Here is a 14,617-nt window from a genome sequence, read left to right as displayed (position 1 = left end):
TAGCAGTCTTGAGCTTGGCCTCCGGGGCCTTGTTAGCAGCATGGTTACTTACAGGCGATCGTAAGGTCAGAACCAGAAAATTTGTTGCCCGTAATACAGTCAACCTGCGCAAGGTTCAGAAGACAGAAGACGAAAAGACTTTCGACGATTCAGAGATCTATTATATCTGAAGTGAACGGTAAAAACGAAGTGCTTCTTTTACCGCCTCTGGGCTGATCTCGCAATCCCACCGCGCGTTCCCGATCCCTTCCTGGAGAACGCACAAGATCCTGTTGCCTTTATTTTTCTTGTCTTGTAACGTCAATGCCGTAGCCGACTCGATATCCTCCTCCGTCAACGCAACCTTTCCGTACACCGAAAGAATATACCGGTATAGCTGTTGAAAATCCGCCTCCGGCAACATGCCTCGCACCTGGGCAATATATCCCTCGGCAACAAGTCCCAGTGCTACAGCCTCGCCATGTAAAATACGTCGGTTGCCGCCCAGCAGGTAGCTCTCCACCGCATGGCCGATCGTGTGGCCCGCGTTGAGGATTTTGCGCAACCCTTTTTCGGTCGGATCTTCCGTCGTCACGCGCGCCTTGAACGCCACGGAGTGACGGACCAGCGTATCCCAATCCTGATCGGCAAAAGGCTTTTGCAGGATCACATCCCACATGGCGCGGTCGGAGATCAACGTGTGTTTGATCACCTCGGCATAGCCCGAGCGGAGCTCGCCCGCCGGCAGGGTCTTTAGAAAACCACTGTACAGTAACGTCATCACCGGCACCTGGAAGACTCCGATATGATTTTTCAGGTGTTGAAAATCCACTCCCAGCTTACCGCCGATGCTGGCATCGACCTGCGCCAGCAACGTAGTGGGTACAAGAATGAAGTCGATGCCGCGCTTATACGTAGCCGCGCAAAAGCCGCCCATATCCCCCAGCACGCCGCCACCCAACACGATCAGCACCGCGTGGCGATCCAGCGCCTGCTCCGTCATCGCTTGCCAGATGAACGAGCAGGTGTCGAGGTTTTTCTGCTCCTCGCCGCTCTTCACCTCGATGACCCGGTGCGGTGGCAACGACCGCTCCAGCAAGGGGTAGCAATGCCGGCGGCAGTTCTCGTCGGTGAGGACCACTACCTGGCTGTAATTTTTTTTCTGAAGGATTGCCAATAAATCATTGGTAGGATCGGAGGAAAACAGAATGTTATCGGGCAGCATCAGTCTTTGCGTAAACTTTTTTTCGAAAGTTATTAAAAACCTGGCAACTCCGGCCCCCCCGTTTTTGCTAACGTCTGTAAGCGGGTATATTTGCGCCACTTTAACAGCGTATGCAGGCACACCCCAGGATTTCCTTTGAAGACACCTCGGTGGCATTTTCGTACAAGTCCAATGCCGCCCTTCGAAAAGCCAACTTTATCTTCTCCCTCGTCAACCACCCCTGGATCTCATCCATCGCCATCGGGTCGACCAGGCTGGCGTTGAAGCTACACTTGCCGGTAGAGGGGCTGATCAAAAAGACAGCGTTCGACCACTTCTGCGGCGGGGTGAGCATAGACAACTGCGACGATGAGATCCGCACCCTGTCGCGCTACGGCGTCGGCACCATCCTCGACTACTCGGTAGAAGGCGAAGCCTCCGAAACAGGCTTTGACCAGACCCTCGAAGAAACCCTGCGCACCATTCGCAAAGCGAAAAGCAACCCACAGGGCATACCGTTCTCGGTGTTTAAAGTCACCGGCCTGGCCGACATGGAGCTGCTGGAAAAGATCCAGCGCCAGGACGCGCTGAGCCCCGCCGAGACCGAAGCCTACCAGCGTGTACAAAAACGCGTAGATACCATTTGTCAGCTGGCCCACGCCAGCAACATCCCCGTATTGATCGATGCCGAAGAGACCTGGATCCAGGAACCGGTAGACGCATTGGCATATGAAATGATGGCCCGCTACAACCGCGGGAAAGCCATCGTTTTTAATACCTACCAGCTGTATCGCAAAGCAACGTTGCAAAACCTGAAAGATGCCTTCCGCGAGGCATCCGCGAAAGGCTACCACCTGGGCGCCAAACTGGTGCGCGGCGCGTACATGGAGAAAGAGCGGGCACGGGCCGCCGAAATGGGCTACGAAGACCCCATCCAGCCCGACAAGGCCGCATCCGACAAAGCCTTCAACGAAGCATTGGAGTTCAGCATCGCCAATCTGCACCAGATGGCCTTTATGTGCGGCTCCCACAACGAACAAAGCAACCTGTACCTCACACAGCTCATGGAGCAGCACGGCATACCCGGCAACGACGACCGCGTGTGGTTTGCCCAGCTCTACGGCATGAGCGACAACATCTCCTTTAACCTGGCCAAGGCCGGCTACAAAGTGGCCAAATACATGCCCTACGGTCCGGTGCGGTCAGTCATGCCCTACCTGTTCCGCCGCGCCCAGGAAAATACGTCCGTAGCCGGCCAGAGCAGCCGCGAGCTGATTTTGATCCGCAAAGAGCTGCAGCGAAGAAGATCGGCATAACAGCCGTCTTCATTTTCTCGCTTTTTCTCGTTTTTCGCGTATTTTCGCGAAAATTTTATTTCATGCAACTCAGCGAACAGGAGATCATCCGCCGGCAAAAGCTGGATGAGCTCAGGAAACTAGGGATAGATCCCTACCCGGCCGATCTTTTTGAAGTCAACACCTCTGCCAAAGAGATCCTGGAGAAGTACAAACAGGACGAAAATAATTTCAAGGACGTCTCCCTCGCTGGCCGTATCATGAATACACGCGTCATGGGCAACGCTTCGTTTGTGGAGCTGCAAGACGAAACCGGCCGCATACAGCTCTACCTGCGCCGCGACGACCTGTGCCCCGGCGAAGACAAAACCCTCTACAACACCGTCTTTAAAAAACTGCTCGACATCGGCGACATCATCGGTGTGAAAGGCTACGCCTTCGTCACCCAGACCGGCGAAACCTCCATACACGTCACCGCATTTACCGTGTTGACCAAGGCACTGCGCCCGCTGCCCATCACCAAAGAGACCGTAGACGAGCAAGGTGTCACGCACCGCCACGACGCCTTTACAGACTCCGAGCAACGCTACCGCATGCGGTATGTCGACATGATCGTAAACCCCGAGGTGCGCGACACGTTCGTGAAGCGCACACAGCTGGTGAATTCGATGCGGCAATACCTCAACGCCAAAGAATACCTGGAGGTGGAAACCCCTATTCTGCAGCCGCTCTATGGCGGTGCAGCGGCCCGCCCGTTCAAGACACACCACAATACGCTGGACATGACCCTGTACCTGCGTATCGCCAATGAGCTATACCTCAAGCGCCTGATCGTCGGCGGCTTCAAAGGCGTCTACGAATTCTCGAAAGACTTCCGCAACGAAGGCATGTCGCGGTTCCATAACCCCGAGTTCACCCAGATCGAGCTGTACGTAGCCTACAAAGACTACAACTGGATGATGGACCTCGTGGAAGAAATGATCGAGCGCGTGGCACTCGACCTGCACGGCACCACGCAAGTGACCGTAGGCGAGAACATCATCGACTTCAAGCGCCCGTGGACACGCTACACCATGTTCGAATCCATCAAGCACTTTACCGGCATCGACATCTCCGCCATGGACGAAGTACAGCTGCGCGACACCTGCCGCCAGCTGAACGTACCGATGGACGAGACCATGGGCAAAGGCAAGCTCATCGACCAGATCTTTGGCGAGAAGTGCGAGCCCAACCTCATCCAGCCGACCTTCATTACCGACTACCCGGTAGAAATGTCGCCGCTGGCCAAGAAACACCGCAACAAGCCCGGCCTGGTAGAGCGCTTCGAAGCCATCTGTAACCGCAAAGAGATCGCCAACTCGTTCTCCGAGCTGAACGACCCCATCGACCAGCGCCAGCGCTTTGAAGAGCAGCTGGAGCTCGGCAAACGAGGCGACGAAGAAGCCATGACGCTGGACGAAGACTTCCTGCGCGCACTGGAATACGGCATGCCGCCCACGGCCGGCCTGGGCATCGGCATCGACCGCCTGTCCATGATCATGACCAACTCGGCATCGATCCAGGACGTGCTGTTCTTCCCCCAAATGAAACCCGAAAAGCCCGTAGCAGGCTTTGACGCAAAAGAATTTGAAGACGCCGGCGTACGCCCCGAGCTGATCCCCATACTGCAAAAACTGGGCATCCAGTCACTGGCACAAATGAAGGAAATGAAAGCCTCCAAGCTCTTCAACGACGTATGCGGCACACGCAAAAAAATGAAACTGGAGATTGCCAACCCCACGCAAGAAGAAGTGGAGGGTTGGCTAAAATAAAGCGCGGGTGCCAACTATACCCGGCGATTTCGACGGCTTATGCAAGAACGGCGGAGCCCTGAAGGGGCGTAACACATCAGCCCAGGCTGTAAGGCCTGGGGAAACCAATACAGACGATATCCAAGCCCTGTAAGGGCGTAACAACTCCAGGCGCCGTCGTCCATTTTACGCCCCCGTTCAGTACTGCTTCCGTGTCGGCAACCGATGACCCACCATATCAGAAAACAGGCTCGACAAGAGCCTGTTTTCTTACAAATTATCAAAGAAAGGCTTCCTCCTCTCCAGCTTCAGATCCTGAAGCAAACTGGACTTCACATTGATCACAAAATAGAACTGCTGGAACTGGCCAAACGGCGTCCAGTTAACACTCATGGTCCAGCAGTGCAGGTCACGGGCAATGCCGAGCTGCGTAATGGAAAACTCACCATCCTCGAAGTGATAACCCGTGCTATAGGTAAACTTCCATTGTTTCGAAAGCGCGAAATCGCCGTTGGCCGTAACGGTCTGCGTAATCCTTTCCGCGCTGTTGACCGGGTGCGAGTAGGCAGCGTTATAGCTCAGGTTCAGGCTCCACGGTATATCGAAATCCACGTAGGCATCAGGGTTTTCAATGAGGTAGTCTTTCTCTTGTTGCGGCAGGTCGGATTTGGAAATTTTTTCGCGGGAACTATTATTCTTGTCGCGCGCCTTGGGGTTTAAGTTCGTGCTGACGGCCAGCGTGGCGCTGGTGATCCGGCCGAGCTTTCCATCACGCCAGACATACCGGTCTACACGGCGCTCGATCGTTCTGCGGGAGTTCGTCTCTGGGTTAACCAGAAAGGACTGGTACGAATAAGGATCCAGGGTGGCCGATGCGTTCAGGTTGAACAGGTTGTCCAGAATGTTGGTGTTGGCGGCGATGCCGATCGGAGCCAGGTTGAACGAATCAGCCATCAGGTTGTAGCTCGTGTTAAGCGACAGGTTGTTGAGTAACATCACCTTGCGTGCTACAGAGTCCTGTTCTCCCTGTACCTTCATTTCTACGTTGTTACCCAGGCTAAAGCCGATCGAGCCGCTACGGCCCGTGGTCGATCCGCCATAAACAGAACCTTCGTGTCTGGATTTATAATATTCACTGTTGGCCGCCGCTACCATCACAAGTTGATCGTTGGCATCTGTGTAGACACTATCCACCCGGTGTGCTTTGAAAAAATAACCGTTGTTCGTGGTGAAGTCGGGTGTATAGCCGAACGATATCGAAGGGTTCACCACGTGACGGATGGCCTTGACCTTTCCTTTCTTAAAGAAATAAGTGCCGTACATCCGGGTGGTAAGGCTGGTGCTGACCGAATAGTTCTCGATGGTATTGAATCCCTCGATGGTATCTTTTACCACCAGCTGACCCCGGCTGTTGTATTCATAGTCAAGTTTTTCCCAATACCATTTTGATTCGAACGAGACGGAGGGAGACATCGTAAAATACTTGAACGCCTTAAACGAATACGACATCGGTATCGAGTGCCGAATGCCTTTCCGGCCGTTTTCAAAGAAGCGGCTGAAGTTGGCCAGGGTGAACGGCGCGATGCTGTCTTGTGTCGAGGTGATCGTACGCCGCCCCAGGTTGTTGGTAATGCGGTTCTGGGCCGTCATGGCATACGAAATGGAAAAGTTGTCCAGGGGACCGGTCTCACCCGATTTCTTTTGGAACGGATAAATGTTGGTCATGTTCGCCGTCAGCGTCGGCAGCGCCAGGTCCACGTTCTTGGTAACGATATCCTGGTTGTGACTGGCATTGATGGCCATGGTAAAAGGCGTGCCCGCAAAGCGATGGCTATACGACACGTTCGAGCTCAGCTTCGTGGAGATATTGCTCAGTGCCGCGGTGTACTGAGCGGCAGGAGTTCCGTACGACAAGAAGTTATTCCGGTTGAAGGTGGACGTAGCGGCATTCACAGACGCAGAGAAGCGTCCATTGCCTTTTGACTGAGGCGAGTGGCTCCACGTCAGGCGAAAGTCTTGTGTATAATTGTTCGTCTCGATCTTTTCGTCCGTGTCCGAGTTACGCGAATAGGCAAAGTTCACCGAGCCGCTGTAGGCATACCGTTTCAGGTAGCTGGAATTGGCATACACCGCGTGGCCGCCCTTCGAATAAATGTCTCCCGTCAGCGCCAGCTTGACGTATTCGCTGATATCAAAGAAATACCCACCGTTGCGCAGGTTAAAGCCTCGGCGGCGCTCTTCGCCATACGACGGGAAGATGATGCCCGACGAGCTCTTGCGCGGCGACGGGAACATACCGAACAGGAACCCGATGGGAAGAGGGATCTCATTAAACTCAAAATAAAAAGGCCCCGACACGATCTTGTCGTGCGGGATGGCCTTGGCCTTGCTGGAAATGATGCGGAAGTGCGGATGCTCGAGGTTACAGGTGGTGTAAGAGTTGTGAAGGCTGAGGATCTCGTTCTTTTCGTTTTTGAAAGCGGCGCGGGAGCTGACGTAGCCCTCGCCCTGCGTGGTCACTACCTCGCTGATCCGCGCACGACGGGTCTTGAAGTTGTAGACAATATCTTTGGTCTCGTACAGCTCGGCCCCGTTTTTAAAGATCGGGTACCCCACGCGCTGCCCGAGCGAATCGCGGCGGCCGTGGGCCGTCAGGGTGTTGTTGGCGTAGTCGATGATGATCTCTTCGGCCTCCAGCTCGACCTCGCCGTATTTGATCTTGGCGTCGCCATACAACCAAACCATCTGGTTGTCGAGGGTAGCCCGGATCGAGTCCTTGGCAGAATAATTGATAGTAGTTTCAATGTCGCCCTTGGGCGGCGGAGTTTTGACCGTATCGGATTTGAGTGTGTCTTTTAAAGCCCCCGGCGGCGGGATCGAATCGGCCGGAGCAGGAATGGAATCGTTCGGAGTACTAATAACCTCTTGCGGGGTCTTAACACGGGGTTCCACTTGCGCGGCAGCGACAGTGCTTATGAGCAAAAAAAGAAGAAGACTAAAATGCCGCACAAATACCGGGTTAAAGGTCAGGTTTTTAGCTTTTAGTGAAAAATTCACATTTTTGCGTAAAGTTATTGCAAATACACTGAACATTGTAAGGCCTGTGAGGAATATTGGATTAACCCTGCTTCTGATAGCAATAACCTTGCTAAATTCTTTGACCGTCTCTGCGCAGCACGACTCCAAGGTCGATCTCGTCGTCATCGACGCCGGGCACGGCGGCAAAGACAACGGCACCCGGGGCAAGAAAGTAAAAGAAAAGGACCTGGCCCTGAAGATCGCCCTGCTCGTAGGGGAGTACATCGAAAAAAATGTCCCCGACGTAAAAGTGATCTACACGCGCAAGGACGACCGCTACCTGCCCCTGGACGAACGGGCCGCCATTGCCAACAAGGCCAAAGCCGATCTCTTTATATGTATCCACGCCAACGCCAACCCCAACGCCAAGGCCTATGGCACGGAGACCTTCGTCATGGGGATGCACGTGGACGAAAAAAATCTCGAGGTCGCCAAGCGCGAGAACTCCGTGATCCTCATGGACAAAGACTATAAGGACCGTTACGAAGGGTTTGAGCCCAACAGCCCCGAATCGTATATACTCTTTACACTCATTCAAAGCGCCTACCAGGAAAGCAGCCTGAAATTCGCACAGAAGGTAGAGGGACAATTTAAAAATAAAGTAGGCCGGGTAAGCCGCGGCGTGAAGCAAGCCGGGTTTGTCGTGCTCTGGCGCACCACCATGCCCAGCGTGCTGATCGAGACGGGCTTTCTTTCCAATCCCACCGAAGAGAACTTTTTGGCCACCGAACAGGGCCAGGAGCTGGTAGCCTCTGGCATCTACCGCGCTTTCAAAGAATACAAAAATGAAGTGGAATCCATAAAATCCCTAAATTGACAACCGGAAACGGCACACGGCCTGGAAGGGAATCCATAGACATCACAGCAACCGCATTTTAGACACATGAAACTATCGAAGGAATTTAAAGTCGGCCTCTTTATGGTAGTGGCCTTCACATTGCTGTACTTTGGCTTCAACTTTCTCAAAGGCACCGACTTCTTTTCATCGAACCACAAGTACTACGCCGTTTATCAGAACGTAGACAAGCTGACCGAATCCAACCAGGTCTTCCTCAACGGCTACGCCGTGGGCCGCGTAAGCGACATCCAGATCCAGCAGCACCTCGACCGCGTGGTGGTAGAGTTGGATATCGATTCGGAGATCGTGCTGACAGACTCCTCGGTGGCCATGCTCAACGGCGAGCTGCTGGGCGGCCGGTTCATCCAGCTGGACATGCACGGCACCGGAGGCCGCGTGCTCGAAGCCGACGACACCATCCGTTCAGAAGTAGCCAAAGGCATCATGGACTTCCTGGCACAAAATGCCGGGCCGGTAGCCAGCAACCTCACCACAACCCTGAAAAATGTAAATCACCTGCTCGATGGCCTCACCAGCAACAGCCGGCGCCTGGATACCATGTTGAGAGGACTGGAAACTACCCCCGGCCTGCTGAACCAGACACTGCGCACCGCCAACAGCAACATCAACGACCTGGGCACAAACTTCAAAACCGTCGCCGCCAACCTCAACGGCACCCTCGAAGAGTTGAAGCCGACCATCGCCAACTTCCACACCCTGTCGGACTCGCTCAAGCAGATGGAGCTTAACAATACGGTAAAGAAAGCACAACAAAGCCTGGCCAAGCTCAACGAAACGCTGGCCCGCCTCAACAAAGGCGACAACACCGCCAGCAAGCTGTTGACGGAAGACACGCTCTACGTGAACCTCAACAAACTCCTGGTATCGTTCGACTCGCTCGCGAAACACTTCAATAAGAACCCCCGGCACTTCCTGGCGCCGTTGGGTAAAAGCAGCAAGACCATCGAACGCGACCTGGCCCGCCAACGCAAAGAAGAAGAGAAGAAAAAGCAGTAGGGCAGGGCTTTCATGAGCAGCAGCACGGAGCGCAGCCACAGGATAGCGATAAAGAATTTCTATGGGATATTACGCATTGCCATTTGCTGTTGACCTCGAGAAGGTACGGCGCGTACTCGGGTCGAAAGACGAGCAACTGGCCGAGCAAATAAAGGCCTCCGATCTGTACGACACATATGCCGATCAAAGTGAAGTTGACTTTGATGAAATTATAGACGACCTGGTTTTCCGGTATATCAAACCAGCCGACCGGAAAGCCGGGAACAACGGATTTCTGGGCCTCTTTAAAAGCAGGCCGTCAACAGGTCTCAACCCACAGGTGGCGCACCAATATGGTTATGCGCTTCTGCTGACCTGCGATGTGCTCGGTACCCGCGTTGCTCCGGACGAGGAGATCTTTTACGCCGGCCGGGTCTGGAAGCGTCTGAATGAATTACTGGATAATGCCGGCGCGAAAGTCAACCTCGACAGGATGTGGGGCGAGAAGGATGTGTTTGACATACCGCCGAGCAATGATTTCCCCGGCATCAGTCACTATTCGAAACCGGAAATAGATCACCTGCTGGCGGTACTGAGTAAGATTCAACTCACTGAAAAAGACAAACAGTCTGACGACGGCGAAGTACTGCAAGAACTCATGGCCGCTTTCTCCGAGGGCCTTCAACTTTGCCGCGGGAAAGATACCGAGTGGGTTGCGTTTATTCACTGACGGCAGCTCCACCCTCCCGGGATTATCGCGGCGCCATTTGGAATTGACGAACTTTAGCGATAACATGTGCCTGTTAACCCATCATCCCCATGGCGCAGGATTTGGAATTCAACCGCAACGAAGACCAGCTCAAGCAGCTCGTAACGCAACTTCACGCCCGCGGTAAAAAAGTACAGCTGGGCGGAGGTGAAAAGAAGATCGAAGAACAACATCAGAAAGGAAAGCTCACGGCGCGTGAACGCATCGCCCACCTCATCGACGAAGGGTCGGAATTTATAGAGGTGGGACTGTTTGCAGGCGACGGCATGTATAAAGAATATGGCGGCTGTCCCTCCGGTGGAGTAGTGACCGGGTTGGGCCACATCAGAGGCCGCCTCGCCGTCATCGTCGCCAACGACGCTACCGTCAAGGCAGGAGCCTGGTTTCCCATCACCGCCAAGAAGAACCTGCGCGCACAGGAGATCGCGATGGAGAACCACCTGCCGATTGTATACCTTGTAGACAGCGCCGGTGTATTCCTGCCCATGCAGGATGAAATATTTCCCGATAAAGAGCACTTCGGTCGTCAGTTCCGGAACAACGCCCGGATGTCCTCCCTGGGCATTGTGCAGATCGCCGCCATCATGGGCAGCTGCGTAGCCGGCGGAGCCTACCTGCCCATCATGTCAGACGAAGCCATGATCGTGGACAAGACCGGCTCCATCTTCCTGGCCGGCTCATACCTGGTAAAAGCCGCCATCGGCGAAGACATCGACAACGAAACCCTCGGCGGCGCCACCACGCACTGCGAGATCTCCGGGGTAACCGACAACAAGTTCCCCGACGACAAAAGCTGCCTGAATTATATACGCAACATCTTCGACAAGCTGGGCGCATCCACCAAGGCCGGCTTTGATCGCATCGCCCCCCGGGAGCCCAGGCTCGATCCACGCGAAATATATGGTATCATCCCGAGTGATCGCGTCAAGCCCTATGACATGCTGGAGGTGATCAAACGCCTGGTAGACAACTCTGAGTTTGATGAGTACAAAGCCCTGTACGGCAAGTCGCTGTTGTGCGGCACCGCGCGCATCGACGGTTGGGCTGTAGGCATTGTAGCAAACCAACGCAAAGTGGTCAAGAACAAAAAGGGCGAGATGCAGATGGGCGGTGTGATCTATTCCGACTCCGCCGACAAGGCCGCGCGCTTTATCATGAACTGCAACCAACGCAAGATCCCGCTGCTGTTTTTGCAAGACGTGAGCGGCTTTATGGTCGGCAGTAAAGCCGAACACGGCGGCATCATCAAAGACGGCGCAAAGATGGTCAATGCCATGGCGAACTCTACCGTGCCCAAGTTTACCGTCATCGTCGGTAACTCGTACGGTGCAGGCAACTACGCCATGTGCGGAAAAGCGTATGACCCGCGGTTGATAGTCGCCTGGCCCACCGCACAGATCGCCGTCATGAGCGGGGCCTCGGCCGCCAAGACGCTGCTGCAGATTCGCGTCAGCGCCATGAAGGCACAAGGGCAGACGCTCTCGAAAGAAGAAGAGGATAAAGTATTGAAAGAGATCACAGATCGCTACAACGACCAGCTCAGCCCATACTATGCAGCGTCGCGCATCTGGGTAGACAACGTGATCGATCCGCTCGATACACGCAACGTGATCTCCGCCGCCATCGAGGCCGCAAACCACGCAACCGTAGAGCGATTCAATACCGGTGTGATTCAGACATAGACAAAAGAAAATCTATCACACAAAGGGTGTTTATGGAGTTGGAAATGAAGTGTCAATATCTTAGCTGAATCTCTTATACCTTCCATGTAATATTGACTCTTTTACTATACAGAGGCTAACGAATGTTTATCGTTCGATGCCGGGAGCCCACCCCAACTTTAGCTAATTAATTCGTCGACATATGCGAGGAGATAGTGATGACCTGCAGTTTGATTTTACTGCTGGCAGGTCGAAAAGTGTTCGTCAGGTACGGGTGCTTAGGGAGTTTCATGCCTATAGACTTTCGCCGGAAGAGAGTGTCGCTATTGTCCTGGCCGTCCTGCGCGCCAGGCTAGGCTCCATGCAGCAGGAAGTCACCAACATGGTCGCCATCATTGATGGAATCCTGGACACCCTGCGCGAAGGTGGGGCCACCCAACAGCAATTGGAGATCTGGAAGGAATGCCTCTACGAGCTCCAGCGAGATACCCCCCTGTCCGGCACGAGCCAATCGATAATCGAAGAGGCACTCGGTCGGGAAGCTGTAAGAATTCACAGACGCCTGTCAACGAATGACACACCAGCGCCCCCGGCAGACAACAAGCCTGGATCCGCCTATGGAAAGGTTGGAAAGATCGCCGCGCTGGTATGTACCTCCGTCTTCGTAGCATTCATGATCTCGGTTTCTTCCAAACATATCCATTTTAAACCCAAAAGTTGCTCCGATGAGTCCGTCCTGCTGCCTGCGCAGTACGTGCAATTTCCGGATAGATCCTGGGCTATCATCCGGGAAGGGACCAGCTATTGCACACCGACGCCCTTCTTTACCAATAATCGTCGCGAGCTCAGTGTTACAGAAGGTAGCTTCTACCTGGACGTGGCCAAAAATGCACAGCTGCCATTCGTCGTAAAGACCGCCCAAAATGTAGAGATCGAAGTACTCGGCACCGGTTTCCAGGTAGATGCTAATCCGAAAGACGGGTTCCTGACCGTCTCGGTTGCGCATGGGCGTGTGGCGGTACGCTACAAAGGAGAAAAGCTGGGAGAGCTTGTACGGGGACAACGACTGACAGTCTACACCGAAAGCGGTCGGTATAACCCCGAGCTCTTTAATCCGGCAAATGTGGATTGGTACTACTCCATGATTGTTCTTCCACGTGTGAGACTGGAAGACGCCGCAGCGATCCTGGAAAAAAAGTATAACGTCCACCTGAAAATTACAAACGACGAAATGAAAAGCTGCGTGATTGAAGCAGCCTATCCAAAAGATACCTCGTTGGATTTTATCCTGAATTCATTCTGTACCATGTCACGGGTCGGTAAAGATCCCACCATGCAATTCAAGATTGAAAAAGATACAGTGATCCTCAGCGGCAGTCTGCCGAATTGCTTGACAGAGTAGGAGTCCATAACACAGCGGTAAGAAAATGCAGAAAGAAAATAGCGATAATGACCGTGAACGGGCCCAGAAGCTTCTCATACGCTACTATGATCAGATCACGCCACCCCAATACGCCAGACCCCGGCGTGCAGCCGGCGGAATGGATGGGAAACACGAGGAGATCGTTACAAGGCTGGCCGTACGCTTTTTTGAAGGGTTCTTTAATAGCCTGGGTTCTGCCATGGGAGGCCTTGTCAACCGTTTTTTTTGACGCATCTTTATGAAAGTAAGACCACCGTCCATAAAAAATGATCTTCAAATAACACAGCCCGCTGCGAATTACACAGAAAGACAATTACATTTAGCCGCAGAGAATCTAAATGTATTCGGTCAGAATGATGAAAAGCGTGCTGCTCTTCGTTGCCGGTTATCTCATAAGCATAGCCTCCTACGCGCAACCCAAAGAAAAACCCTACGTGGTGCTGGTGTCCTTTGATGGATTCCGGTATGATTACGTATCACGGTTCAAGCCGCCCTTCTTTCAGGAGTTTATCCGCAAAGGCGCTGCCGCCGAAGGCCTGATACCGTCGTTTCCCAGTAAAACCTTCCCCAATCACTATACGCTCGTTACCGGGCTCTACCCCGGCCACCACGGACTGGTGGACAATTCCTTCTACGATCCCGACCTCCATCGATACTACGCCATCAGAGACCGCGCCGCCGTGCACGATCCCGTCTACTACGGAGGCACACCGTTGTGGCAACTGGCCCGGCAGCAAGGCCTGAAGACCGCGTCGTTCTTTTGGGTAGGATCGGAAGCACCGATACAGGGCACATATCCTGATTACTATTTTGATTATGACGAATCGGTGCCCAACGAAAAGCGCGTCGGGCAGACCATAGCCTGGCTCAAACTACCCCCCGCGGAGCGGCCTCACTTCATCTCGCTATACTTCTCCCTGGTCGACACCGAAGGCCACCATAGCGGCCCCTACTCGCAAGCCCTGCACAAAACCGTACTCCAGGCCGACAGCCTCCTGGGACAGCTCGTACAAGGGCTCAAAACGGTCGCCTTACCGGTAAACGTGATCGTGGTCTCCGACCATGGCATGATGGAGCTGAGCAACACCCCCAAAACGTTTGTATCCATACCCAACCTCTTCGACACACGCGACAGCTCGGTAGTATACGTAAACGGAGGAACCCAAACACACATCTACACAGCCAAAGTCGATTCGCTCTACGAAGTCCTCAGGAAAAAGGAGGAACATTTCAAAGTATACAAGAGAACGGAAATGCCCGCGCAGTGGCATTACGATCATACACGCGCCGGAGATCTGTTACTGGTCATAGAGCCCGGTTATTATTTCCAGGACCAACCCCGGCGTGCCGGCCCCCAGCCGACAACGTTTGGGGCACACGGTTTTGATCCCCATGCTGAAAAGAGCATGCAAGGTATCTTCTATGCAGCCGGCCCCAATATAAAGCCGGGCACGACCCTGCCACCGTTCGAAAACATTCACGTGTATCCGTTCATCGCCAGGTTGTTGGGACTGAGCGTGCCGGCGATCGACGGAGATGCCGATGTATTGAGGAAGATCTATAAAAAAAGATAGTGGCAGAAGC

The 14,617-nt window shown here is 53.8% G+C and carries 11 protein-coding genes; 9 read left to right on the top strand and 2 right to left on the bottom strand.

Annotation, left to right across the window (positions count from 1 at the left end):
• Positions 1–160: 160 nt before the first annotated feature.
• Entirely contained in the window at positions 161–1,204 is a 1,044-nt protein-coding gene (aroB, locus tag KK078_RS03015; RefSeq protein ID WP_254088761.1) for a 3-dehydroquinate synthase, read from the bottom strand.
• A 110-nt stretch (positions 1,205–1,314) separates the two neighbouring features.
• Between aroB and KK078_RS03010 the strand changes: the two genes are divergently transcribed.
• Together KK078_RS03010 and lysS are read left to right on the top strand one after the other, a co-directional pair.
• On the top strand, positions 1,315–2,499 hold the full coding sequence (locus KK078_RS03010) for a proline dehydrogenase family protein (protein WP_254088760.1): 1,185 nt from the start codon (positions 1,315–1,317) through the stop codon (positions 2,497–2,499).
• 62 nt (positions 2,500–2,561) lie between these two features.
• Positions 2,562–4,289 (top strand): lysine--tRNA ligase, encoded by a 1,728-nt coding sequence (gene lysS, locus KK078_RS03005; RefSeq protein ID WP_254088759.1) that lies wholly within the window; start codon positions 2,562–2,564, stop codon positions 4,287–4,289.
• A gap of 249 nt (positions 4,290–4,538) precedes the next feature.
• Here the strand turns inward: lysS and KK078_RS03000 are convergent, their stop codons facing one another.
• A complete protein-coding gene (locus KK078_RS03000) occupies positions 4,539–7,325 on the bottom strand; it encodes a putative LPS assembly protein LptD (protein ID WP_254088758.1) in 2,787 nt (928 codons plus the stop codon).
• 100 nt (positions 7,326–7,425) lie between these two features.
• On the opposite strand from KK078_RS03000, the gene KK078_RS02995 reads away from it, so the two are divergent.
• From KK078_RS02995 to KK078_RS02965, 7 genes are all read left to right on the top strand, one after another.
• The gene (locus KK078_RS02995; RefSeq protein ID WP_254088757.1) at positions 7,426–8,163 is read left to right on the top strand and encodes an N-acetylmuramoyl-L-alanine amidase family protein; all 738 of its coding nucleotides are present in this window, start codon (positions 7,426–7,428) and stop codon (positions 8,161–8,163) included.
• Positions 8,164–8,229: 66 nt separating this feature from the next.
• Entirely contained in the window at positions 8,230–9,201 is a 972-nt protein-coding gene (locus KK078_RS02990; protein WP_254088756.1) for an MlaD family protein, read from the top strand.
• A 61-nt stretch (positions 9,202–9,262) separates the two neighbouring features.
• Positions 9,263–9,910, top strand: a complete 648-nt coding sequence (locus KK078_RS02985; protein WP_254088755.1) for a DUF7691 family protein — start codon at positions 9,263–9,265, stop codon at positions 9,908–9,910.
• 89 nt (positions 9,911–9,999) lie between these two features.
• Positions 10,000–11,631, top strand: coding sequence for an acyl-CoA carboxylase subunit beta (locus tag KK078_RS02980; RefSeq protein WP_254088754.1), 1,632 nt, complete (start codon positions 10,000–10,002; stop codon positions 11,629–11,631).
• A 181-nt stretch (positions 11,632–11,812) separates the two neighbouring features.
• Complete coding sequence (locus KK078_RS02975; RefSeq protein WP_254088753.1) at positions 11,813–13,012, top strand: FecR family protein; 1,200 nt, start codon at positions 11,813–11,815, stop codon at positions 13,010–13,012.
• 25 nt (positions 13,013–13,037) lie between these two features.
• Positions 13,038–13,262, top strand: a complete 225-nt coding sequence (locus KK078_RS02970) for a hypothetical protein (RefSeq protein ID WP_254088752.1) — start codon at positions 13,038–13,040, stop codon at positions 13,260–13,262.
• A gap of 124 nt (positions 13,263–13,386) precedes the next feature.
• Positions 13,387–14,607, top strand: a complete 1,221-nt coding sequence (locus KK078_RS02965) for an alkaline phosphatase family protein (RefSeq protein ID WP_254088751.1) — start codon at positions 13,387–13,389, stop codon at positions 14,605–14,607.
• The last annotated feature ends 10 nt before the right edge of the window (positions 14,608–14,617 follow it).

Origin of the sequence: Dawidia soli, assembly GCF_018598185.1 — a bacterium.
Lineage (GTDB): Bacteria > Bacteroidota > Bacteroidia > Cytophagales > Cyclobacteriaceae > Ohtaekwangia > Ohtaekwangia soli.
Note: the sequence above shows the minus strand (reverse complement) of the source record. Positions and strands in the feature narration are given on the sequence as shown.

Excerpts from the sequence above, each read along its gene's own strand:
- KK078_RS02990 (WP_254088756.1), top strand. The coding sequence starts at position 8,230 with ATGAAACTATCGAAGGAATTTAAAGTCGGCCTCTTTATGGTAGTGGCC.
- KK078_RS02965 (WP_254088751.1), top strand. The coding sequence starts at position 13,387 with ATGATGAAAAGCGTGCTGCTCTTCGTTGCCGGTTATCTCATAAGCATA.
- KK078_RS02975 (WP_254088753.1), top strand. The coding sequence starts at position 11,813 with ATGCGAGGAGATAGTGATGACCTGCAGTTTGATTTTACTGCTGGCAGG.
- lysS (WP_254088759.1), top strand. The coding sequence starts at position 2,562 with ATGCAACTCAGCGAACAGGAGATCATCCGCCGGCAAAAGCTGGATGAG.
- KK078_RS02980 (WP_254088754.1), top strand. The coding sequence starts at position 10,000 with ATGGCGCAGGATTTGGAATTCAACCGCAACGAAGACCAGCTCAAGCAG.
- KK078_RS02985 (WP_254088755.1), top strand. The coding sequence starts at position 9,263 with ATGGGATATTACGCATTGCCATTTGCTGTTGACCTCGAGAAGGTACGG.
- aroB (WP_254088761.1), bottom strand. The coding sequence starts at position 1,204 with ATGCTGCCCGATAACATTCTGTTTTCCTCCGATCCTACCAATGATTTA.
- KK078_RS02970 (WP_254088752.1), top strand. The coding sequence starts at position 13,038 with ATGCAGAAAGAAAATAGCGATAATGACCGTGAACGGGCCCAGAAGCTT.
- KK078_RS03010 (WP_254088760.1), top strand. The coding sequence starts at position 1,315 with ATGCAGGCACACCCCAGGATTTCCTTTGAAGACACCTCGGTGGCATTT.